The 24,484-nt window shown below is 34.1% G+C and carries 23 protein-coding genes and 2 other annotated features; of the genes, 19 read left to right on the top strand and 4 right to left on the bottom strand.

All coding sequences use genetic code 11. The annotated features are described in order from the left end of the window. Positions 1-21: 21 nt before the first annotated feature. From NSQ40_RS10150 to NSQ40_RS10205, 12 genes are all read left to right on the top strand, one after another. A complete protein-coding gene (locus NSQ40_RS10150) occupies positions 22-660 on the top strand; it encodes a pyridoxamine 5'-phosphate oxidase family protein (protein WP_003196998.1) in 639 nt (212 codons plus the stop codon). Positions 661-1,133: 473 nt separating this feature from the next. Further along, positions 1,134-1,367, top strand: a binding site (T-box leader). Between the two features lie 115 nt (positions 1,368-1,482). Continuing rightward, positions 1,483-1,716: a binding site (T-box leader), on the top strand. 156 nt (positions 1,717-1,872) lie between these two features. Further along, positions 1,873-3,168 (top strand): homoserine dehydrogenase, encoded by a 1,296-nt coding sequence (locus tag NSQ40_RS10155; protein WP_258248379.1) that lies wholly within the window; start codon positions 1,873-1,875, stop codon positions 3,166-3,168. Further along, positions 3,161-4,219 (top strand): threonine synthase, encoded by a 1,059-nt coding sequence (thrC, locus tag NSQ40_RS10160; protein WP_258248378.1) that lies wholly within the window; start codon positions 3,161-3,163, stop codon positions 4,217-4,219. Before NSQ40_RS10155 ends, thrC begins: the two co-directional genes overlap by 8 nt. Then, the gene (gene thrB, locus NSQ40_RS10165; protein WP_258248377.1) at positions 4,216-5,130 is read left to right on the top strand and encodes a homoserine kinase; all 915 of its coding nucleotides are present in this window, start codon (positions 4,216-4,218) and stop codon (positions 5,128-5,130) included. The genes thrC and thrB overlap by 4 nt, the downstream gene beginning before the upstream one ends. Before the next feature lie 183 nt (positions 5,131-5,313). Then, a complete protein-coding gene (locus tag NSQ40_RS10170) occupies positions 5,314-7,617 on the top strand; it encodes a glycoside hydrolase (protein ID WP_016114540.1) in 2,304 nt (767 codons plus the stop codon). Between the two features lie 271 nt (positions 7,618-7,888). After that, the gene (locus NSQ40_RS10175) at positions 7,889-8,887 is read left to right on the top strand and encodes an LCP family protein (protein WP_258248376.1); all 999 of its coding nucleotides are present in this window, start codon (positions 7,889-7,891) and stop codon (positions 8,885-8,887) included. Positions 8,888-9,164: 277 nt separating this feature from the next. Beyond that, positions 9,165-9,986: a peptidoglycan-N-acetylglucosamine deacetylase gene (locus tag NSQ40_RS10180; RefSeq protein WP_258248375.1), complete on the top strand. Its 822-nt coding sequence runs from the start codon at positions 9,165-9,167 to the stop codon at positions 9,984-9,986. A gap of 17 nt (positions 9,987-10,003) precedes the next feature. Continuing rightward, complete coding sequence (locus tag NSQ40_RS10185) at positions 10,004-10,660, top strand: YkyA family protein (protein WP_003197013.1); 657 nt, start codon at positions 10,004-10,006, stop codon at positions 10,658-10,660. 449 nt (positions 10,661-11,109) lie between these two features. Further along, a complete protein-coding gene (locus tag NSQ40_RS10190; RefSeq protein WP_003197014.1) occupies positions 11,110-11,787 on the top strand; it encodes an MgtC/SapB family protein in 678 nt (225 codons plus the stop codon). Positions 11,788-12,260: 473 nt separating this feature from the next. Next, on the top strand, positions 12,261-12,791 hold the full coding sequence (locus tag NSQ40_RS10195) for a GNAT family N-acetyltransferase (RefSeq protein ID WP_003197016.1): 531 nt from the start codon (positions 12,261-12,263) through the stop codon (positions 12,789-12,791). A 165-nt stretch (positions 12,792-12,956) separates the two neighbouring features. After that, entirely contained in the window at positions 12,957-13,163 is a 207-nt protein-coding gene (locus NSQ40_RS10200) for an alpha/beta-type small acid-soluble spore protein (protein WP_003197017.1), read from the top strand. Between the two features lie 270 nt (positions 13,164-13,433). Then, positions 13,434-14,663 (top strand): MFS transporter, encoded by a 1,230-nt coding sequence (locus NSQ40_RS10205; RefSeq protein WP_003197019.1) that lies wholly within the window; start codon positions 13,434-13,436, stop codon positions 14,661-14,663. A 451-nt stretch (positions 14,664-15,114) separates the two neighbouring features. On the opposite strand, the gene NSQ40_RS10210 is transcribed toward NSQ40_RS10205, so the two are convergent. Further along, positions 15,115-15,726: a LysE/ArgO family amino acid transporter gene (locus NSQ40_RS10210; RefSeq protein WP_098187824.1), complete on the bottom strand. Its 612-nt coding sequence runs from the start codon at positions 15,724-15,726 to the stop codon at positions 15,115-15,117. Between the two features lie 121 nt (positions 15,727-15,847). On the opposite strand from NSQ40_RS10210, the gene NSQ40_RS10215 reads away from it, so the two are divergent. The 3 genes from NSQ40_RS10215 to NSQ40_RS10225 all read left to right on the top strand — a co-directional run bounded on the left by NSQ40_RS10215 (position 15,848) and on the right by NSQ40_RS10225 (position 18,593). Continuing rightward, entirely contained in the window at positions 15,848-17,299 is a 1,452-nt protein-coding gene (locus NSQ40_RS10215; protein ID WP_098101006.1) for an aminotransferase-like domain-containing protein, read from the top strand. A gap of 66 nt (positions 17,300-17,365) precedes the next feature. Then, positions 17,366-17,533 carry a DUF3933 family protein gene (locus tag NSQ40_RS10220; protein ID WP_003197025.1) on the top strand — a complete coding sequence of 56 codons (168 nt, stop codon included), beginning with the start codon at positions 17,366-17,368 and terminating at the stop codon, positions 17,531-17,533. A gap of 226 nt (positions 17,534-17,759) precedes the next feature. Further along, positions 17,760-18,593, top strand: a complete 834-nt coding sequence (locus tag NSQ40_RS10225; RefSeq protein ID WP_018781341.1) for a VanW family protein — start codon at positions 17,760-17,762, stop codon at positions 18,591-18,593. 265 nt (positions 18,594-18,858) lie between these two features. On the opposite strand, the gene NSQ40_RS10230 is transcribed toward NSQ40_RS10225, so the two are convergent. Further along, on the bottom strand, positions 18,859-19,788 hold the full coding sequence (locus NSQ40_RS10230) for a patatin-like phospholipase family protein (protein WP_341286105.1): 930 nt from the start codon (positions 19,786-19,788) through the stop codon (positions 18,859-18,861). Between the two features lie 88 nt (positions 19,789-19,876). Beyond that, positions 19,877-20,044 carry a YjcZ family sporulation protein gene (locus NSQ40_RS10235; protein WP_003197032.1) on the bottom strand — a complete coding sequence of 56 codons (168 nt, stop codon included), beginning with the start codon at positions 20,042-20,044 and terminating at the stop codon, positions 19,877-19,879. A gap of 239 nt (positions 20,045-20,283) precedes the next feature. Between NSQ40_RS10235 and NSQ40_RS10240 the strand changes: the two genes are divergently transcribed. The 4 genes from NSQ40_RS10240 (at position 20,284) to NSQ40_RS10255 (ending at position 23,399) form a co-directional block, all read left to right on the top strand. Further along, a complete protein-coding gene (locus NSQ40_RS10240) occupies positions 20,284-21,021 on the top strand; it encodes a YwqG family protein (RefSeq protein WP_003197034.1) in 738 nt (245 codons plus the stop codon). A gap of 206 nt (positions 21,022-21,227) precedes the next feature. Further along, positions 21,228-22,388 carry a transglutaminase domain-containing protein gene (locus tag NSQ40_RS10245; RefSeq protein WP_003197037.1) on the top strand — a complete coding sequence of 387 codons (1,161 nt, stop codon included), beginning with the start codon at positions 21,228-21,230 and terminating at the stop codon, positions 22,386-22,388. 312 nt (positions 22,389-22,700) lie between these two features. Then, positions 22,701-22,898: a DUF4083 domain-containing protein gene (locus NSQ40_RS10250; protein ID WP_033796073.1), complete on the top strand. Its 198-nt coding sequence runs from the start codon at positions 22,701-22,703 to the stop codon at positions 22,896-22,898. A 39-nt stretch (positions 22,899-22,937) separates the two neighbouring features. Further along, entirely contained in the window at positions 22,938-23,399 is a 462-nt protein-coding gene (locus NSQ40_RS10255) for an NUDIX hydrolase (RefSeq protein ID WP_098101851.1), read from the top strand. Positions 23,400-23,469: 70 nt separating this feature from the next. Here NSQ40_RS10255 and nadE read toward each other — a convergent pair whose 3' ends face one another. After that, positions 23,470-24,288 carry an ammonia-dependent NAD(+) synthetase gene (gene nadE / locus NSQ40_RS10260; RefSeq protein ID WP_098716179.1) on the bottom strand — a complete coding sequence of 273 codons (819 nt, stop codon included), beginning with the start codon at positions 24,286-24,288 and terminating at the stop codon, positions 23,470-23,472. Positions 24,289-24,484 lie beyond the last annotated feature (196 nt).

Consider the following 24,484-nt stretch of genomic DNA (forward strand, 5'->3'; position numbering starts at 1 on the left):
TAAGTAGGGAGTGTATATGGAATGGGACTAGGCGAGAAAAAAATAAATTCGCTCATTTCAACAGAAGAAGAATTACGTCTTATTTTAGGATATCCAAGTGAACGTGCGGTGAAAAAAGTGATCCCATCACTCGATTATCATTGTCGTGAATTTCTATCTAAGTCTCCTTTTCTAGTAATATCTACTTCAGATGAATTTGGTCATTGTGATGCATCACCAAGAGGGGATGCACCTGGATTTGTATATGTTTTAAATGAAAATCAAATTGTAATTCCAGAAAGACCGGGGAATCGGAGAGTGGATTCTATCCTTAATATTTTATCTAACTCACGGGTGGGACTTATCTTTTTTATTCCAGGGCTTGGAGAATCATTACGGATAAATGGGCGTGCAACTATCACAAAAGACGAAGAGATTTTAGAGAAAATGCAAGTAAGGGGTCGCAATCCACTTCTCGGAATCGTTGTAAAAATAGAGGAGTGTTTCATCCATTGTGCAAAAGCATTTATACGTTCTGAATTATGGAATCCAGATTCTTGGTTAGAAAAAGAAGCATTACCATCAGCAGCAAAAATGCTTGCTGATCATGCCAAAGTAAATGCAAATGAAGAAGAAGTCGCACGTTCTTTAGAAGAAAGTTATACAAAAAGATTATATTGAAAATATTGCATAGTACATTGATTGATAAAATATATAAATATAATTAATGATTTAGGAATCTAAAGAGCATTCATTCTATTGGTAATCAGTATTTAAAATCAAAAGCATAATTGTTTTACTTGATATTTTTATCCCGCATTAACGGGCAGTAAGACCCCCACCTCAAAATTTGGAAAAGCAAAGAAGTTAGAAGGGGGATGAGCTGCCCGTAAAAGCCCGATTGGTGAGGGCTAATAATCAGTGGGGGATGAAGAAAACCCCCACTGATTAAAGTTTCACTTTATGTGAATTCCAATTTTAAAAAGGTAATTATGTAGGTTTAATCATTTTTTTAGTAGTTTAAATTATTATCTTGAAATAAGTTATAAAAGTGTAATTATCTTGTGGAAAATAAAAGGTATAATTTTTTTCTCAAAAACGGGCTTGTTTTTTCGAATTTTCTTAATTATAATAATTTAACAAATAGACATGAACGAAAAGTAACGATAAGGACATGAGATAATTTTTACGGTTTACAGAGAGGGAAGCCAAAGGCTGTGAGCTTCCTAACACGGGGAATTCTCTTACCACCTTTGAACTTCAATAGTGAACGAGTAATCTAGTAATTATTGACGGTCTCAGCCGTTATCTGATCTTGAGCAATCCGAGGTGAATGTATATTTGGATTGGAACAAGGGTGGAACCACGAAAACACATTCGTCCCTTTTATAGGGATGAGTGTGTTTTTTTATACAAAGTTAATATTAGAAAATTAAAAATATAAAAAATATTCCTTGCTTTTGTATGATATGTACGTATAATAATTTAACAAATAGATATGAACGAAAAGTAGTGATAAGGACATGAGATAATTTTTACGGTTTGCAGAGAGGGAGGCCAAAGGCTGTGAGCTTCCTAACACGAGAAATAATCTTACCACCTTTGAACTTCAATAGTGAACGAGTAATCTAGTAATTATTGACGGTTTCAGCCGTTATCTGATCTTGAGCAATCCGAAGCAAATGTATATTTGGATTGGAACAAGGGTGGAACCACGAAAACACATTCGTCCCTTTTATAGGGATGAGTGTGTTTTTTTTATAAAATGTATTACTGAATTGAAAGGAGGTGCAGTGGAGTGAAACGAGTGATCCGAACGAGAATCACCATTAACTGCGCAAATAGGAAGAAGATAATGGTCAAGTAGTTTAAAAAATAGGAGGAGATTAAAAAATGAGCAATGTAGTACATGTTGGAGTATTAGGACTTGGAACAGTAGGGAGCGGTGTCGTTCATATTTTGGAAGATCACAAGGAGAAAATAAGTCTTGATACAGGATATGAAGTAAAGGTAAAGGCAGTGGCAGTACGTGATGTGGAAAAAGAACGAGATGTTTCAATTGATGGAATCATGATAACAAATGATGCAGATGAAATTTTAGAAGATCCCAATATTGATATCGTAGTAGAGGTGATGGGTGGAATTCAAGAAGCAAAACAGGCTATTATAAGGGCGTTATGTAATAAGAAACATGTCGTAACTGCAAACAAAGATTTAATGGCTGTATACGGTAATGAATTGTTAAAATTAGCGAATGCAAATGGTTGTCAGTTGTATTATGAAGCAAGTGTAGCTGGAGGAATTCCAATTTTAAGAGGACTAGTAGACGGCTTAGCTTCTGATCATATTGAAAAGATTATGGGAATTGTAAATGGCACAACGAATTATATACTAACAAAAATGAGTCAAAATGGTTGGTCGTATGAACAGGCGCTTCAAGAAGCTCAAAAGCTAGGCTTTGCAGAATCAGATCCGTCAGCAGATGTAGATGGACTGGATGCTGCACGAAAGGTAGCTATTCTTGCAAACTTAGGATTTTCGATGAATGTTTCTTTAGATGATGTACATGTTCGAGGTATTCGAAATGTAGAAAAAAAAGATTTAGAAATGGCTGGGAAGCTAGGTTTTACTATGAAGCTAGTCGGGAAAGCGGAGAAGCAAGGTTCAGCTATTAATTTAAGCGTAGCACCTACTTTATTACCGAGTCAGCATCCACTATCCAGTGTGAATAACGAATTTAACGCTGTATATGTACACGGTCATGCGGTTGGTGAAGTTATGTTTTATGGGCCAGGGGCTGGAAAATTGCCAACAGGATCTGCTGTAGTAAGTGATATTATTTCAATCGTTAAAAATATGAATCAAATAGTGAAAAGTCAAGGTGTGTTAAAAGAGTCAGTGCCTTATACACTAAAAGGGGATGAAGAAGTTGTCTCGAAATATTTTTTACGCATTTTATTACGTGATGAACCAGGGATGTTTCGCGAAATCACAGAATGTTTCGTCAATGAATCAATTAGCTTAGAAGAAATTGTGCAACTTCCATTAAATCAAGAGCTTGCGGAAATTGTGATTGTGACGCATCAAACTTCAAAGTACCAATTCGAAAAAGTTTTAACATTACTAGAGAATGTAGCAAATGAAATAAAAAGTTATTACGCTATTGAGGAGGAAAAACAATATGTATAAAGGATTATTAAAAAAATATGCTTCATATTTACCAGTGAATGACAATACACCAGATGTAAGCTTGATGGAAGGGAATACACCACTCATTCCACTTCTGAATATTTCTAAAGAATTAGGGATTCATTTGTATGGAAAATATGAAGGTGCTAACCCTACAGGATCTTTTAAAGATAGAGGGATGGTGATGGCAGTTGCGAAAGCAAAAGAAGAAGGATCACAGGCAATTATTTGTGCATCAACAGGTAATACATCAGCAGCGGCAGCGGCATACGCTGCTCGTCTTGGGCTGAAGTGTATTATCGTTATACCAGAAGGGAAAATTGCTCATGGGAAATTAGCACAAGCTATTGCGTATGGAGCAGAGATTATTTCAATTGAAGGAAACTTTGATGACGCACTTCGAGCTGTACGTCAGATTGCAGATGAAGAACCAATTACATTAGTAAACTCTGTTAATCCATATCGAATTGAAGGACAAAAAACAGCTGCGTTTGAAATTTGTGATCAGTTGCAAAAAGCACCAGATGTCCTTGCTATTCCGGTTGGAAATGCAGGGAATATTACGGCATACTGGAAAGGTTTTTGTGAATATGAGAAAGAAAAGGGATTCAAGAAACCTAGAATTCACGGTTTTGAAGCCGAAGGAGCAGCTGCAATTGTAAAAGGTCATGTCATTGATTCACCAGAAACAATCGCAACTGCAATTCGTATTGGTAATCCAGCAAGCTGGTCCTATGCTGTAGAAGCAGCAGAGCAATCAAACGGTGAAATTGATATGGTATCAGACGAAGAAATCTTAAGTGCCTATCAGTTGCTAGCAAAAACAGAAGGAGTTTTTGCAGAACCAGGGTCAAGTGCTTCTCTAGCAGGTGTAATTAAACATGTTCAAGCAGGGAAAATCAAAAAGGGAGAGACAGTTGTTGCTGTATTAACAGGGAATGGTTTAAAAGATCCTGATATTGCTATTGCCTCTAATCACTTCGAGATTGCAAGTGTTTCAAACGATATGGAACAAATAAAAGAACATATTAAAGGAGTGATTGTTTCGTGATTCCATTTAAAGTTCGTGTTCCAGCTAGTACGGCAAATGTAGGTCCGGGTTTTGATTCTGTTGGAATAGCATTATCATTATATTTGGAAGTGGCTGTGAAGGAACAATCAGCTCATTGGCATGTTATACATTCATTCGATTCTTCTATCCCAAATGATGAGAGAAACTTAATTGTAAGTACAGCACTTAAAGTATGTCCTTCGTTATCTTCCTATATAATAGAAGTTACTAGTAATATTCCACTTACGCGAGGATTGGGGAGCAGCGCATCAGCCATTGTAGCAGGAATAGAACTTGCCAATGAACTTGGAGAATTACATTTAACAACAGATGAGAAAGTTCATCTTGCTACAAGTTTTGAGGGACACCCTGATAATGTAGCTGCTTCTATTTTAGGAGGTACTGTTATTGGCGCGATGGATGGGAATCATGTATCTGTTGTTAGAATAGAGAGTAAAGAATTAGGTGTAATCTCTCTTATTCCTGATGAAGAATTAAATACAAATAAAAGTCGTTCTGTATTGCCAGAAACATTTCAGTTTCATGATGCTGTTCGTGCAAGTGCAGTCAGCAATGTTTTAGTAGCAGCGTTATGCCAAAAGAAGTGGGAAATTGTTGGTGAAATGATGGAAAGAGATCAATTTCATGAACCATATCGTTCACAGCTTGTTCCATTTTTACCCGCAGTTCGGATGTATGCGAAAAAGTTTGGAGCATATGGGACAGCACTTAGTGGGGCTGGTCCATCTCTTTTTATATTGACTCCATATGAAAAACGCGAGGAAGTTGCTGAACAATTAGCAAAAGTGTTTCCGGCGATGCCAGTTTGTGAGCTGGAAATTGATCATGAAGGAACAGTTGTGAAAAGGGAACAAAGTGCTGGTAGAACAGAAGAGAAGTATAGTATATAGATAAGGGATTAAAGAAGCGAAGTCTCTTATATAATAGACATAAAGGAGTCGAACTCTTTTCTTGTTTTAGGTTGGTGTAGTAACAACCGTAATACAAGAATTTTGAGACAGGCTTCTTTTTTATGCTCTTTGCCATATTCCTGTAACAAACCACCTATATATTCAGTGGTGGAGGTGCAGAAGATGAAAAAAATGATGACAATATGTCTTCTTACAACAATGACAATTACGGCTGGATGCAATTGGACACAAAAAAATGTTTCACAGGAATTCAAAGCAAAAAAAGTAACATATAAAGATTTTACGTATGAGGTTAATCCAGAAACGTTTGCTTTAACGATAGACCATGATGGAGTGAAGGAGCAAGCATCACAGCCTTTACCGAAAATGAAAGTATCAAAGTTGAAAAAAGATGATACACATACATCATGGGAATATCCTGATCAGAAAATAAAAGTGAATTTAGAAAAGAAAAAAGATCATGTAGATATTGCGATTGAATCTACAGGTGCAGAAAGCTTTACTTGGCCAAAAGTACAAGCTGAAAATTATACACTTCCTTTATGGGAAGGTAAGTATATTCCGAGCAATGATGAAAATTGGAAGAAATTCTTAAAGGATGAAACGTATTCATTTGCGGAATCATTTTCAATGAAATTTTTTGCATTAAATGGTTCGAAATATTCCATGGTATTTGTTGCAAACAATATGTTTAATAATGAAGTTGAATTTCATTCTGATCCGAAAATTGGATTTGATTTTACCCATGAATTTCCGAGTATTAACAAAAATAAATCATACGGTTTTCAACTGTATGTGACTGATAATGATGCGGTGAATATTGCAAAATTGTATAAGAACAATATTGTAGAGAAAGGTGAATTTAAAACATTACAAGAGAAAGCAAAACAAAATAAAGAAGTTGAAAAGTTATACGGAGCAGCTCACTTTTATTTTTGGAATCAAAATGCTTTATCGCAAAGTAATATAGATTGGCCAAAACTAAGACAACAAATCAATAGTCCTATATTTGGGTGGATGAAAGAACTGATTCAAAAATATAGTAAAGAGCCTGGCGAATTAAATGTATTTGATCAAATTAATAAGCAAGATTTTATTGATAAGTATCAGGAAAATGTTGTTTTACGTTATATAAATGAAGTGTTAGGAATGAAGGAGTTTTATAAAGAAGATATGTTTCCGAAAGTTGATGATGAGGCAAATCAATTATTGAAAAAAGGCGTAGATCATTTAACTGAAACGGAATTGTATAGTTTAAATAAACATTTGTTAAAATCAACACTTGGTGATGCAGTTGAGGATGTTGACAAATGGGGTAGTGCAGATGGAACGAATGTATTAAAAGAGATGGATGAAGCTGGTATTGAACATGCATGGATTGGACTGCCGAACTGGGAACAAGGATTCATTCAACCGGAATTTGTGAAGCTAGCTGAGAAAATGGGATATTTAGTTGGTCCATATGATTCTTATCATTCCATTCATGAAAAAGGCGATAAAAATTGGAATACAGCTTCCTTTAAAGATCCTTCACTATTTGAAGATGCAACGGTTGCCAAAAAAAATGGTGAGAAAATACAAGGATTTCTAGGAAAAGGTCGTAAATTAAATCCGACATTATCTTTACCTAGTGTGAAAGAACGAGTTAGTGGCATATTAAATAATGGTACCCCATTTAATTCATGGTTTATTGATTGTGACGCCACAGGGGAAATTTATGATGATTATTCTCCAAAGCATATTACAACACAAGAGCAAGATTTAAAAGCACGTTTAGCACGAATGGATTATATAGCGAAAGAAAAAGGTATGGTTGTTGGTTCTGAGGGTGGAAATGATTTTGCAAGTCAAGTGATTGCTTTTGCACATGGTATTGAAACACCCGTTATTAAATGGGCCGATGAAGATATGAGAAAGAATAAGACAAGTCCATATTATGTTGGGGGTTACTGGTCGCCAAATCAAAATGTTCCAGAAAAGTATGCAAAACAAGTACCAGTGAAGGAAGAATATAAACAAGTGTACTTAAACCCAGTGTATTCAATACCTTTATATAAATTAGTGTACAATGACTCTGTCATTACAACTCATCATTGGGAATGGGGTAGCTTGAAGGTAAAAGATGAAGTCGGAAATCGTATGTTATATGAACTATTGTATAACGTTCCTCCTTTATATCACTTAGATGAAGTTGAATGGAAGAAGCATAAAAATGAAATTACACATCATTTAAAAACATGGGAAGCATTTCATAAAAAAGCAGTAACAGAAGAGATGACGAATTTTGCATATCTTTCAAAAGACAAACTTGTGCAAACAGCTTCCTATGGAAAGGACATAAAAATAATTGTAAACTTCTCTGATCAAGATGTAAAAACAGAAGATACAGAAATACCAGCAAAATCGGCTGTTATTTTTGACGAAGGTAAGAAAATGATTTACAAACCTGAAATAAATAAACAGTGATAAATGTAGCAGGTTCCCACTGGTATGGTAACGAAAGTGCTAAACTGGTTTTTTTTTTACTAGTATACAACGGAATTGTAAATTTTTTGAAATTATCATTTGATGTCTTGTTAAAATCCAACACGAGAGTATAATGTGAAATGAAATACATATTGATTTTACTTCTTTACAACGAAACCTTACAAAAATGTAAGGTGAATGAAATGAAATTCAATATGAAGATTGATAGACATGGAGTATACTAGGAAAAGAGAAAGAGAGGAGAATAGACATGAGCTCTGAATTAGAACAAAACACAAGAAGTAAAAAGAAACGTTCTAAAAGAAAATCTGTGAAGTGGTTCATTTTGATTCCATTTTTACTACTCATTTTTGGTGGAGTAGGATATGGTTCGTTTTTATATAATAAAGCAAATGCGGTTGTAAGTGATGCGTATGCAAAAATTGAGAAATCAACTAAACGCGATAAAGAGGTTGAACCGTTAAAAGATAATATTTCTGTTTTAATTATGGGTGTTGATGGAAGTGATATTCGAAAAGGACAATATGGAGAAGCTGTTCGTACGGATGCGCTATTATTGGCAACAATTAATAAAGATGATAAATCAGTAAAATTAGTAAGTATTCCACGTGATTCTCGCGTGTATATTCCATCAAAAAAGAAATTGGATAAAATTACGCATGCCCATGTATTTGGTGGAGTTGAAAGTACACGGGATACAGTAGAGAGATTTTTAAATGTTCCAGTTGACTATTATGTGAAATTTAACTTTGATTCCTTTGTGAAAATTGTAGATTCACTTGGTGGTATTGATGTGGATGTACCAGTTGCATTTACAGAACAAGATAGTAAAGATCAAGCAGGTATGATTCATTTAGAAAAAGGTTACCAACATTTAAACGGAGAGCAAGCTCTTGCGTTAGCACGAACTCGTAAAATTGATAGTGATGCAATGCGTGGTCAAAGACAACAGCTCGTTATTGAAGCAATTGCGAAAAAAGCAATGTCTGTTCAATCGATTAGTAAATTAGGTCCCCTTTTAGATGCAGTTGATAGCAAAATGAAAACAAACTTAACATTTAATGATATGCTTTCCATTACAAGAAATATGGCCGGAACTGATTTACAGATGGAGAAAATGCAAATAGAAGGTACGGATAAACGTATCGGTGGTATTTATTACTACATTCCAAATGAAAAAAATGTGCAAGACATTTCTAAAAAGTTAAATGAACATCTAGGTGTTACGCCAAAAGCAGCACGAAACTAATTGTAAAAGGTTGGCGCCTGGCCAACCTTTTTTGATTTATAATATATATGGGTATTAAATAAATCAAAATATTATTGGAGTTATTTAAAAATGTTTACATATATAATAAAATGCATATATATAGTTAGCGAGGAATTACGAAGTACACGAATTAGGGTGAAACTTCCTTTGTATACAGTTTGTTAATGTTCATTTTAGAAGATTGAAAAGAAATTGAATAGATATACTAATATGAATGGAAGAATTATATAAGATTAATAGAAAGGAATTTAATAGAATGGGAAATGTATTTAATGTAAAAAGCATTATAGTCACAATAGTGGCTGTTGTTGCGATCGCAGTGGGGTATTTTATGTTTCAATCAATCACATCACCAGCTAGGGCAGTAGCAAATCAAGCGAATTCTTTACAGCTTGCAAGTGAGCAGTCAAAAGTGGAGATGAATAAAACAGCACCAAGTCAATTTAATGGTCAAGTTAGAAAAGTTGCCTACCTCACATTTGATGATGGGCCAGGAAAATATACGGCTGAACTACTTAATATATTAAAACAAAATGATGCGAAAGCAACATTTTTCTTAATCGGTGCAAATGTAAAACAATTTGCAGATTTAGTAAAGCGTGAGAAAGCAGAAGGTCATTATGTGGGCATGCATAGTATGACACATGATTCTAAAAAATTGTATACAAATGGCGAGTATGTGAATGAAATGAAAGAAGATCAAGGCTTAATAGCAAATATTATTGAAGAATTTCCGAAATTAACACGTCCTCCGTACGGTTCTATGCCTGGTTTAAATGAAGCGCTTCGTAATAAAGTAGTAGAAGATGGCTTAAAAGTTTGGGATTGGACGATTGACTCTTTAGATTGGAAATATAATAAAATGCCTGTTGATGCTGCTTCAGCAAAAATTGTTGAAAATGTAATTACAGGTGCAACGAATCCTAAAGAAGTTATCTTAATGCATGATATTCATCCGCAATCTGTTGCAGCAGTACCGGCAATTATAAAAGGATTAAAAGAAAAAGGTTATGAATTTGAAGCGTATCATGAAGGTGATCACTTCCCGTTGAATTTTTGGCATGACAAACGTATGTAACATAGGAGGAAAAGAAGTTGGGTTATAGAAAATTAGCACTAGTTGGAGCATTATCAGTAGGATTATTATCAGGTTGTTTTGGCGAAAAGCCAGAAGAAAATCTATTTGTTGCATTTGAAAACGCAGCTAAACAAGAAAAGTCATTGTTTGAAGATGCGAAAAAATTAGAGACGCTGGAAAAACAAGGCCAGGAATTATATGCTCAAATTATAAAAGAAGGAAAAGAGCATAATGAAGCTGTTGCCCCAAAATTAGACCAAGCAGTTTTAAATGTGGGCGAGCGTGAAAAAATATTAAAAAATGAAAAAGATGCATTAGAGAAAGCACAGAAAGAGACGAACTCAGTTCAAAGTAATGTAGAGAAAATTGAAGATAAAAAAATACAAAAACAAGCGAAAAAAGTAGAAGAAGCTTATAAGAATCGTTATGATGCTTTTCAAAAAATGAACGAAAGCTATGTGAAATCAATGGCGATTGAAAAAGAACTTTATGCGAAGTTAAAAGTAAAAGAAACAAAGTTAAAAGAAATCGGTGAGAAAGTGAAAGCTGTAAATCAATTAACGGAAGAAATGCAAAAAGAAAAAGAGAAGTTTAATGGATATACAAAAGAGTATAATGAAGGAAAACTAGCATTCTATAAGGAAGCGAAAATCAAGGTTAAGGAACAAAAATAAAGTATATAAATCCAAATTAAAAAACCGACATAAATCCTTTCTTTTTAGGGGAGAGAGCATCCGGCCATGCATAGAAGCGGTCAGATCATCTTCTTGCCCTATGCCAAGTGAAAACAGAGAGAGAAAACGAGTGCAAGTCACCTTTTTTCTTCGTAGCAGCGATTTATATGTCGAAAAATCAAAGTGGATTTATATAGTATGATGTTAGGTAATACATAAATTTAAGGTGTAAGGCTCAAATGCAAAAAGGTAATGAAATACCTTAATCAAATAATATAGACAAAAAAGCTGAAAGACATTTAAATTATAATGTTTTTCGGCTTTTTTAACTTGTAGGACAGAAAAGACTGGAAATGAAATTCTAAAAGAGTTATAGTTTAATGTTTAAGGAGAAAAAAGATGTTTAAGAAAAGAAATGATGAACATCATATAAGTAAGGAGAATGAAAAATGACATATGAATTTTTACTCAAATTAGGTTTGGCACTCTTTTTAGGTTTATTTATAGGGATTGACAGGCAACTAAAGAATAAACCACTCGGTGTGAAAACAAGTATGGTCATTTCTGTAGCAAGTTGTTTAATTACGATGGTTTCGATTGAATCTGTGAATGTTTACTCTTCACCAGGACATACAAATATGGACCCAATGCGTTTAGCAGCACAAATTGTAAGTGGTGTTGGTTTCCTTGGAGCAGGTGTAATTTTAAGAAGAAATAATGATGTGATTTCAGGATTAACAACAGCATCAATGGTTTGGGCAGCATCTGCTTTAGGGATTGCAATTGGGGCAGGTTTTTATATACAAGCAATCGTTGCAATGATTCTCATTATATTAGCTATAAATGTATTGCCACACCTTGTTAAAATAGCAGGTCCTTATTCTTTAAGACAAAGGGATTTAGCGATTAAAATTATCGTAAAAGAGCACCGAGAATTAGATGGCATTTTTAAACAAATTAAAAACTTAAACATGCAAGTGAAACGCGTGAAAATTAAAGATATTGATAGTGAATCTCAGCAATTAGAAATGGTTATATTAGCACCTGAAGATTTATATACAACCGAATTATACAGTTCCTTAAAGGAAATTGATCATATTGTTTCGGTTGAGGTTGAAAGTAGATAATTATAAAGTTTAATGAGTGAAACAAGGTTAAATCAAAAAAGGGTGATGAAATTCACCCTTTTTTATTTGAAAAGTATTGTTTTTTTACACTATTATGAGTAGTAATAACCATCCTTCAGTTTTAGAAAAAATAAAGAAGTTAAGCGAATGATGAAGAACCTCCCATGATTAAAATTCCACTTTATCAGTAGGGAAAACAAGACCGATTTGTTGTCTAGCCTCCTTCATAATTTTTTTGCTCTAACCTTGAATAAAACGCTGTAAGAGAAAAGTCTTGTAATATACGTGAATCTTCGATAGATCTAGTTGTGATTGTATTTGTTCCAACTATTCTAACTTTAAAATGTTTTTGATATGAATTGCCATAGGAAATTAATTATATAGGGAAGAATGGGAAATATTAAATGATTTGCTTAATTGATATAGATGCTATGTTACCCTTTGGTATAATGAGGGACAAGAGGGGAGACGAAATGGATATAACAATTAGAAAGGCAACAGAAAAAGATATAAAAGGGATCGCAAAAGTGCATGTTGATAGTTGGAAGATAACATATAAAGGAATAATATATGATGAAATCATAGACAATGCAACGTATGAAAGTCGGGAAAAGCAATGGGAAAATATCTTTAAACAAGCGGTAGGAAATGAATATAGGTATGTGGCAGAAACGTTTGATCAGAAAATTATAGGATTTATTGATGGTGGTCATGAAAGAACAGGAAAGTATAATTGTGACGGAGAACTGTATGCGATTTACTTATTGAAAGAATATCAAGGAAATAAATTAGGAAAGAGATTATTTCAAGAACTTGTGTCAGAATTTATAAAAAATGATATGTCTTCTGTATTAGTATGGGTTGTTTCTAGTAATCCTTCGAAGCTTTTTTATGAAAAATTCAGACCAGAACTTATTGATACAAAATTTTTGGAAAGGTTAGATGTAGAAGAAACGGCATATTGTTGGAGAAATATTAAAAGTCTGTATAAGAGCTTAACATAATAAAATATGAAGTTTTCAGCTTACGAATGTATTTAGCCCATGGGAAGGTGTATTCATACTAGGACTTTTATTCCAGAATTAAAAAATGCATATTTTTACCAATAAATACCAAGTATAAAACGTGTAATTTTTAAACATTTTAATATATAAAGGAGGTGAACGGTAATGGCTAGAAATCGTAATTCAAATCAGTTAGTATCAAACGGAGCACAAGCAGCTCTTGATCAAATGAAGTATGAAATTGCACAGGAATTTGGTGTACAACTTGGAGCCGATACTTCTTCACGTGCGAATGGTTCTGTAGGTGGTGAAATCACAAAACGCCTTGTAGCTATGGCAGAACAACAGCTTGGTGGCGGGTATACTCGTTAATTTAAAGCAGTATGAAAGAAAGGAAGAATTCTTCCTTTCTTTTTTTTGTATAGTTTTTACTAAAACAAAAGTGAGTTTTCCATTTAATAGCACGAATATACTGTTGTAAGGATTGGGAAAATAGAAGTAATGCTATGATATACTCCAATTTCTTTTGTTATATAAGTTGAAAAGCAGACAAAATGTGATAGCCCTGATGAAATTTAAAAATGAATTTCATCAGGGTTACTATATGGAAAGAAATACGTGAGGAAGGGTCTCGAAATCAACATGCTAAAAAAAGAAAACTGTTGTTTAATTGCACTTGCATCTGTTCCACTTGTTATGACATTAGGAAATTCCATGCTAATTCCAATCCTTCCGACACTTGAAAAAAAACTCCATATCTCTTCTTTTCAAGTATCCATGATTATTACAATATATTCTATCGTTGCTATTGTATTGATTCCGATTGCTGGGTATTTATCGGATCGCTGGGGACGTAAAATGGTAATGGTTCCAAGTTTGTTAATTGCAGCTATCGGTGGTGCAATAACGGGTTGGGTATCATGGAAAGTGGAAAATCCATATGTTTGGATTCTAATTGGAAGAGCGATTCAAGGGATAGGTGCTGCTGGAGCGATGCCAGTTGTAATCCCATGTGTTGGCGATTTATATAAAGATGAAAAACAAGTAAGTACGGGATTAGGGATCATTGAAACGTCAAATACATTTGGGAAAGTGCTAAGTCCAATATTAGGTTCTGCTCTCGCAGCAGTAGTATGGTTTTTACCATTTTGGGCCATTCCAGTTTTATGTGCTGTTGCTATCATCTTATTATTACTGTTAGTAAAAGCAAAGAAACAAGAAAATCAAGCACCACCTTTCAAAGAATTCATTCAATCAATCGGTTCAACTTTCCAAGAAAAGGGAAGATGGTTAGTCGCAATTTTTGCATTAGGTGCTATCATTATGCTCATATTATTTGGAATTCTTTTTTATTTGTCTACGATATTGGAAGAGAAATATAACATTCATGGAATTTGGAAAGGCTGTATACTTGCGATTCCGTTGCTTGTATTATCAATAAGCTCATACATGGCAGGAAAGAAAATCGGTGATGACCAAGATGTTATGAAAAAATGTATATATATCGGATTTATATTAGCAGCCGCGTCTGTTATACTTCCATTATTTTTAAAAGGCATTTACTTGTTAATTCTTTGTCTTGTTGTTATGGGAATGGGAATCGGGATTGCTTTACCGTGTTTAGATGCTCTTATTACACAAGGAATTGAAAAAGAACAAAGAGGAACTGTTACCTCTTTTTATAGTTCAATGCGTTTTACTGGTGTAGCAGCGGGACCACCTCTGTATGCTTACTTTATGAAGGGGACAGATCATGAAGTATTTTATTTAACCTGCATATTTGCAGTTGCTGGAGCAATTATTACAATTGTGTGGATTAAGCCTAAAAAGAATAATAAACCTTTAAATTCAGTTCCGGAACCTACATCTTAATTCAAAATTTTATAAGAGATATCAAAAAATCCATCTGCAAATGATTGCAAATGGATTTTTTAATATCTCATTTCAACCTGTTAATTCTCTTTCGTATGATCAACATAGCGATCATAATCAGGTATTGCCAGTTAATCAAAATTTTCAACAAGTTTATTTAGGCCCGCTGTTAATGGCTTACCGGATATCGGAATTCCATATAAGTAACTGCTCCTTTTATGAACATTATACAAGAAATACAACTTTAATTATTGTTTAACAATTACCTATAAAGTGAAACTTTAATCAGTGGGGGTTTTCTTCATCCCCCACTGATTATTAGTTGAACCAATCGGGCTTTTACGGGCAGTTCATCCCCCTCCTAACTTCTTTGCTTTTGCCAAATTTTGAGGTGGGGGTCTTACTGCCCGTTAATGCGGGATAAATATACTGAACCGTTATACTTTCTTTTCTAAAAAATGAGTTGTTTTAGCATGTAAAGAGCAACTCCCCAAATAATAACCCCTGAAATTTTATTTAGAATTGCAATTGAGTTTCCTAATGAATTTAATTTTCCAAGCACGTGCCCTGCAAATGCTAAGCCAATAAACCAAAGCCAAGAAACTATAATTGTTGTAAAAGCAAAGGCCCATTTTTCGTTGCCTACATATTGAATAGAGTTTGTGCCAATGACGCCAATTGTATCTAAAATTGCATGAGGATTCAATAAGGAAACAGAAGCGGCAAAGATAATTTGCTTTTTGATAGTCATCGTTTTTGCTTCAATCGTCTCTTTTGTAGAATCACTTTTCCAAATCATCCATCCCATATAAATCAGAAAGAAAAATCCAATTACATAAAGTATTGTTGTTAGCCATGAAAAGGTCAGAAGCATAAGTGATACACCTTGTACTGCAATCAAAATTAAAATTGTATCGCAGATTGATGCGGTTAGAACAACTGGTGTAGCCCGTAAAATATTTGGCTGACTAGCAGCTTGGTTAAAGACAAAGACGTTTTGTACACCTAATGGAATAATGAGTCCAAACGCAAGAACCATTCCGTGAAGAATTGCTTCAATCATTTTATTTCCTCCCATATAAATTACTGAAATATGATAGTGTATATTGTATAGAAGAAAATCGAAATTGTATCCATCCATATGGTTGGATAATAAACCAACCAAAAAGAAGTGAGGTGATAAAATGGAGCGATTTGACTGGAAGCCAAATGGATTCTCTCCGATTCCCTTATATAAACAAATTGAGGAATATATAAAAGAGAAGATTATAAATGGAGAATGGACGATTGGTACAAAATTACCGTCACAGCGAGCTTTTTCACAAGCATTTGAAGTGAATCGAAGTACAATTATAATGGCTTTAGATGAATTAGCAGCGCAAGGATTGATTGAGGGAAAGGGTAGAAGAGGAACAATTGTGAGAAACGATACAGGGAGTGTATCAACTTTGGTGCCTCCTCCTAACTGGAATTCTTATGTAGAAACAGGTATTTATTATCCGAATCTTCCTACCATTCAAGAAATTAATGAAGCCGAATTTTATCCACATATCATTCGATTGGGTACTGGTGAACTTTCACCAGAACTTTTACCTGAAAAGAAAACGAAGCAAATCATGAAAGAACTTTCTCGTGGGAAAATTCCTTTAGGATATGAGGAACCAAGAGGAGACTTCAAGTTGAGAGAACAAATAGCCACGTATTTACAAAAATATGATATTTTTGCATCGCCGGCATCTATATTAATTGTTTCGGGAGCAATTCAAGCACTGCAACTTATTTCGATGGGACTTCTATGCAAAGGCTCATCCATTTTACTTGAAAAACCATCTTATTTATACTCCCTCAATGTTTTTCAATCTGCAGGAATGCGTTTGTTTGGTATTCCGATGGATGAAAATGGGGTTCAGCCATCACTTATTTCAAAATATAAAAGACGATTCAATGGTTCAATTTTATATACTATTCCGTCTTTTCATAATCCAACAAGTCTTGTCATGAATGAACAAAGAAGGCAAGACGTTATGAAAGTATGTAATGAAATTGGATTACCTATAATTGAAGATGCCGTGTATCAAGATTTATGGCTTGATTCGTCTCCACCAAAACCATTGAAGGCATATGATACAAATGGGATCGTATTACATATTGGAAGTATGTCAAAAGTCATTAGTCCGGGTTTAAGAATCGGCTGGGTTGTTGGACCAGAACCAGTTATTAAAAGATTGGCAGATATAAAAATGCAAATGGATTACGGCTCGAGTTCGTTATCACAACGAGTTGCTGCAGAATGGTTTGCAAGTGAGTTATATGAGAAACATATACAGCAAATACGAATTGAGTTAAAAAAACGGAGAGACTTTATGCTTGCAATGCTAGAGAAATACTGCAGAGATATAGCAACTTGGCAAATACCAAGCGGTGGATTTTATATTTGGCTACATATTGAACAAAACATTTCGATGCGGGAGTTGTTTGAAAAAGCATTACAAGAAAAAATTCTACTCAATCCTGGGAATGTGTATGATAGAAATGCAAGCCAATATTTACGTCTTTCTTATTCATATGCCTCAATGCATGATATAGAGAAAGGAATTGAAATGGTTGCGAGATTGATAAAGAATCTCTCAGTATAATAATCACAATTTTTAGAAGTGAAAAATGATATCATAAATACCAGTAATTGAAAAAGGAGAAGAAATATGAAACAATATGTCATTTGTCAGGTTATCGATGGAACAAAGTATTTAGCTGCCTATGCAGAAACAAAACAAGAAGCGATTGAAAAAGCAGAATTATTAGGGTTAAGGACGGGAAGCCGCTACGTTGTTGTTACTGCTGAAGAAGCGGAGGGATTACAGTATCCCTAATTGTTAAGCTACTAAAATAGAGAAAAAGAGTGAATCTAAGATTCGCTCTTTTTTCATATTTGTATAAAATTAACTTCAAATATCATTTCTTTGTTTCTAAGATAATACTATACTTATTTCTGTATATTATAATATTTCGTTTGAAAACAGTAATAAGAATGCTGTATGAGCTTATAAGTATTATTTTAACCATAGAAAATACATAGATGATAGAGGAGAGAATAAAATGAATGAAGTAAACATACGGCCTAAAAAAAGGTCTAAGTATCGTATTATGTTAGGAACGTGGTATTACTCTGTAAAAAGGAATATTCAATGGTTAACGGATGGGAAAAAGTATGCTAAAACTTTTCAACAAGAAAAGTTACCTTGTACTGTTATACAGCATCGAACAATACTGCTTCGTAAACTTAAAGATGTAGATATGTGGTATCAAGAGAATAAAATTATTAATTTGAAAATCGCTATTAAACAGTTAAATGGTGTTGTAATTAAGCCGGGAGAAACATTTTCTTATTGGCGTTTAATAGGTAAGACTACAAAGAGAAAAGGGTATGTAGAAGGAATGGTATTGCATTATGGTACTTTTAAACCAGGAGTTGGAGGTGGGCTTTGTCAACTATCAAATTTAATATACTGGATGACATTACATACAACACTAACCGTAACAGAGCGATATCGTCATAGCTATGATGTATTTCCTGATTCAAAGCGTACACAGCCGTTTGGAAGTGGTGCGACTTGCTCCTATAACTATCTTGATTTACAAATAAAAAATGAAACAGATCAAGCTTATCAACTTCATCTTTACGTGACAGACGAACACTTAGTAGGGGAATGGAGAACAGCCTATCCTCAGCTTTACCAATATGAAGTATATGAAAAAGAACATGCAATTAAGCCAGCGTATTGGGGTGGCTATATACGATGTAATGTCATACATCGTAGAGCGTTTAATCAACAAAAACAGTTTGTTGAGGATCAATATGTAACGGGAAATCACGCAATAATGATGTATGAGCCACTTCTGGCTTATAGTAGTGGTAAAAGTGAGGAGTAGTACTTTATGAAGAAGCCTAATAAAATGAAACTTTAATTTTACGGGTAGTTAATCTTACCTCTAACATCTTTACTTTCGTCGGACTTTGAGTTGGAGGTATTATTGTTCGTAAGTAGTAGGATAAAACATTTAGTTTATTAGGCTTATTTCTTTTTTATGATTTAGTGGTCTTACAATATCCATGTGAAAATAATGAAAAAAGTAAATGAATACAGTAAGAAGTATTTTTCTAAGGATTCTATGGATAGTGATGCTAATTTCTTTTTCAAATTCGATTCCCGTTTCTAAATCGATTAATATATGTTTTGAAATTCCAAGACTGTAAAAATTTTCCGGCAGTGTGAAAACCAGACTGATAAAGCCATTCTTTTTCCTCAGTAGTTAATTGGAATTTTGTACTTGTAATTGTTCCAGTTGGAATTGCAATGGTTCTTGCTTTCGATTCTTTATCTAGATGGCGTAAGTCATGTGCTTGCATCATCGTTTTGAATAAGCCTTTAAACATCGAGATGGGATCTTCATAAGGAACAGGTTCAGCTTGTATTTCATTTTTTACAAAATGAAAGCCAAAAGTTGGCCAACGGGGTATATTAGGTGAGTCAAAAATCCAAATTGGATAATTGCTAAGAAGACCTCCATCAACCATATAACAAGGTTGTTTCCATTTAGGTGTTTTCCATTTTACTGGTTCGAAATAGAAAGGGATAGTACTGCTCATTCTAACAGCTTTTGCAATAGAGAAATCTTGAGTTGTAAATCCATAGTTTGGTAAATCATCAGGGAAAATAACCATCTTTCCATTACTAATATCTGAGGCAATGATTTTTAAGTTTTGTGGATTAGATAAGTCGCTAAAATTATGAATCCCTTTTTTGTGTAGTAAGTCTTCTAACCATGTTTCTAAAAAAACATTTGAATAAATCCCTAATTTAGCCCATGCATTTAATCCCTTTCCTACAAAAGGAATTTTATCAAGTAAAGTTTTTTTTATAAATTGATGATAATTAACGTTACTAATAATTGTTTTTAATTCTTCACAAGAGTAACCTGCTGCCAGAAGGGCTGCAATAATAGCTCCAGCTAATGTTCCCGCTACACGTTCACATTCATAGCCTTGCTTTGCTAATGCACAAATTGCACCAACATGTGCAATTCCTCGAACGCCGCCACCTTCAAAGACACCATCGATTTTCATAGGAATAATTCCTTTCAAAGATTGGATTTTCCGTATAGCAAAAAAGCACGTGATTCACGTGCTTTTTTACAATAGTTTTTAAAGCTACTTAGCAACCGATGAAGCCGCCACAGCAGCTAGCTCCAATGATGATTAGAAGGATGAATAAAACGATTAATAAAGCGAAACCGCCGTAACCGCAACCACCACCATAACCGCCGTAACCGTAACCGCCACCACAACTGTAGCCGTAACCGCCACCATAACCATAACCCATATGGAATGCCTCCTTAAAATAAAAGTTGAAATAAAGAAAAATGAACAATTTGAGGATCTGCTATAAGGAATTATGAAAGATCGTGTTTGTAGGAACACTGTATACTATGCTGTTTTAAACTTATTCGCGTCCTAGGGATAAGCCCGTTTTTTTGAATAACTTATTTCGATTTTTTAGGATGAAGGATGTACTGTATGTGTGTTATGATACGGATAAGCACATTTACGTAAGGAGAAGTTATGAGAAACCAGATTGATTTATTAATTGATAAATATGATTTAACACATATAAAACCAGAACTATTAGCTACTATATTTCCATGTGTAAAAGTTATTCCGAGACAAGAGGAGTCACTTTCAATTGGCTGTTCAAAGATGGGGGGAATGCCTGATGTTCCATCTACATTTGAATACCCAACTTATGAAGGGAAAGCATTAGATTTTATTGCACAATTCAATCTAGCTGACCTACAAGGCGTGAACATAGAGCATGACTTACCTGAAACAGGTATGTTGTATTTCTTCTATAATGGCAATTATCAATATGATGGTACTTGGCGTGTTCTATATTATAACGTTCCGCTAGAACAATTACAGAGGATAAGTGATCAACCATCAAAATATACACAATGTGCATTATCATTTAAGCTAACATATAAACTCCCTGAGCTATTTATTGAAGATGAAGCTGATTCGGATCGTTTTCTACAACTATTAGAGGAGTTAATGCCAGATCATTATGATAATCATCAAGTATTTGGTGAACCGTTCTCAGTGCAAAGAGAAGTATTTGAGGAGGCTGGAGAATATGCTGGTATTAATGATCAGGATATGACATTGTTATTCCAAGTTGACTCTGACTATACAAATTGTAATATGATGTGGGGAGATTTAGGGATGCTGTATTTCTGCATTGGAAATGAAGATTTAAAGCAACGTCGTTTTGAAAATACATGTTGTGTATTGCAGTCTTGTTAGAAGGAAAAGCAGTAGTTAATTCTTATTGAAGAGTTTACTGCTTTTCTTTCACGATATATTTTTTAAAAATTCGATATTTAGTGATGATAAAATAATGATTAATAAATATGCACAATCCCATATTTTCTTTTTGAAAAAGTATTGTATACTTTAAAAGTATATGAACATTTTTTATGATTTTAAGTAGAAGGGCGTGACAAGATGAGATGAAGAAATCAAACAAGTACTTAACAGCTGTCGCACTTTGTTCAACGATTATGATTGGTGGTTTACAAGTTCCAGCAGTATCTTATGCAGCTACAAATGAAAAAGTAGACGATATAAAACCGGATGCCAAATTATTAAAAAGTTTCCAAAAAGAATTAAAAAAACATATTGATAATCGTGAAGAAAATATTACAATCACATATAAAACAAAAGCTAAGAATGGTAGAGAAGTGATGGATACGCTCTATAAAGAGTATACTAAGATAGTAGATGCAGATGAGTACTTAAAATACAATGTAGCAAGTACAAAATATTCAATTCGTGGTATACCAGAAAATTATACTTTTACATTAAAAATTACATATCGTGAATCAAAAGAACAAACGCAACATGTAAAGGCGCAAGCAAAATCAATTATAAGTTCTATTTTGAAGGTTGGCATGGATGAGCATGAAAAAGTGAAAGCAATTCATGATTATGTTGTGAAACATGTTTCATACGATACTTCCTATAAAGCTTATACGGCGTATGAAGCGTTGGTGAATCGTTCAGCGGTTTGTCAAGGATATACATTATTAACCTATCAATTATTAAAAGAAGCAGGTATTCAATCCCATATCGTAACTGGGATGGGGGATGGGCAAGCGCATGCCTGGAATCTAGTGAATATCGATGGAAAATGGTATCATCTCGATACTACGTTTGATGATCCGGTTCCAGATAAAGAGGGACGTGTAACCTATTCATATTTTAATATGTCTGATGAACAATTCAGTAAAGATCATAGCTGGGATCGGAGTAAATATCCGGCAGCAACAACAAATTATTATAATGAATTAACAAGTAAAATCAAGGTAGGAAGTCCAAAAACACTGGTATATCAGCAAATGTTAAAGGATACAAATCTTGTATATTTATCTGCTAAATATGGAGCGGATAACTACAATGAATTAAAGAAAAAATTACAGAAGCAATTTGCAGGACAACCTAAAAAAGTAGAAGTGCGCTATAAGCGGTCTATGGATGGAACGATGCAAGATGTTAAAAAAGTATTAAATGAAATTTCTTGGCCAAACGGAGTGAAACGAGTTTCTTATCAAGTAGCCCCATATAGTGCGCAAGCTGACTATTCATTGGCGACGATTACGTTTAAGTATTAATGAAAAGAGTATCTCCCGTAGATACTCTTTTTTCTTAGTTGTTAGTAGAAAGAGAAGCTAAAATAGCTAAGTCATATAAAATGAAAATTTAATCAGTGGGGCTTTCTCCATTCCCCACTGATTATTAGCCCTCACCAATCCGGCTTTTACGGGCAGTTGATCCTCTTTGCTTCTGCTGAATTTTGAGGTGGTGATCTTACTGCCCACAAATAGAAGAAAACTATTATTTTTAGAATGGATAACACATAATTAAAACCTTATTTATTGTAAATTTATGTTAAAATCATCAAAAATAGGAATCAGGTGAATGATGTGTCTTTATTTGAAAATGATATATTTGCAATGATTTACTTGTGCGTCATGATAGGTCTTATTGTGTTATTTGTCGTATCTTTCACTCTTTTCATTCGGAGATTACTAATAAAATCTTCTACAAAAAATGTTCATTCCGATCAGATAGAGAAGAAGCTCGATAAAATTATAGAATTACTTGAAAAAGATAAAAAATAATTAAATAGAATAGGTGAAGGATATATTGGAGGAGTTAAGATGGCTGATTATATTAGAAAATTAAGAACAAAATTAGGGCATGATTATGTAATTTTGAATTTTTCTGGCGGCTGTGTTTTTAATGAAGTAGGTGAAGTGCTTCTTCAAAAAAGAGGGGATAATGGTGCATGGGGATTTCCTGGCGGGGCAATGGAAATTGGAGAATCGGCTGAAGAAACTGCAATTCGAGAAATAAGAGAAGAGACTGGGTATATGGTGCAAGTGGATGAGCTTATAGGCGTATATACAAAGTATTTTCATACATATCCGAATGGAGATCAAGCACAGACGATAGGAATGTTCTTTAAATGCTCCATAATTGGTGGAAGTAAAAACATAGATGGAGAAGAAACTTTAGATTTACAGTTTTTCCCGTTAGATCAAATGCCTGTACTATTTAATGAACAGCATAAGGATTGTTTGCAAGATATTCTGAAAGGGAAAACAGCTGTATATCGTTAATAAAATAATATTTTAACAAAGTCTGCAAAAAAGAAGCCAATATAAATTGACTTCTTTTTTCTTTATATGTTTATTTCCACCAATCATCAAACATTGATGCCGGTGTTTGTCTTTTATGTTCACTTACTGTATAACGTTTTTCGATTTTTTCTGCAACGTCTTCAGGAACTGCTTTTCCTTCTAAGTAATCATCTAGTTGATCGTAGGTAATGCCTAATTCTGTTTCGTCAGCTTGACCTGGCTTTTCGTCTAATAAATCAGCTGTTGGCATTTTTAAGTAAAGACGTTCTTCAGCACCTAATTCTTGTAATAAAGCTCTTCCTTGACGTTTTGTTAATCCTGTAAGTGGTAGAAGGTCAGCACCGCCATCTCCAAATTTTGTAAAGAATCCTGTTACAGCTTCAGCAGCGTGATCTGTTCCGATAACAAGTAAACCTTGTTGTCCGCCAATTGCATATTGTGTGACCATACGAATGCGAGCCTTGACGTTTCCTTTATTGAAGTCTGTTAATGACTCTCCTAATAAGTCTTTATATTGATTTGAAAATGCATCAACTGTTGATGCAATATCAAAAGCAACAGATTGATCTGGCTGAATGAATTGTAACGCTAATTGTGCATCATCTTCATCTTTTTGCACGTGATATGGAAGACGTACAGCAATAAATGTTACGTTGCCTCCTTCATTACGAACTTCTTCAACTGCAAGTTGTGCTAAGCGACCTGCTAGTGTAGAATCTTGTCCACCACTAATTCCAAGCACAAATCCTTTTGCTCCGGTTTTTCTTAAATAGTCTTTTAAAAAATCAATTCGTTTACGAGTTTCTGCCTTCGGATCGATTACAGGTTGAACATGTAGTGCTTTCATAATTTGTTCTTGTAATGTCATTATGTTTTCCTCCTATTCATATAGAACAAGCAATACGTTTATATGTACTGATTCATATATCTCCACCCTTATTATTTCGCAAAATTAGCGAATATACAATAGGTTGAACGTATGAATATGAATGTAGTCATTATAAAAAAACTACGTTGTTTAATCAATTTTTCTGTAACCTTTCAAAAATGTAAGGTTTTTGTCA

It is taken from the genome of Bacillus sp. FSL K6-6038 (assembly GCF_038050455.1).
GTDB classification, from domain to species: domain Bacteria; phylum Bacillota; class Bacilli; order Bacillales; family Bacillaceae_G; genus Bacillus_A; species Bacillus_A pseudomycoides.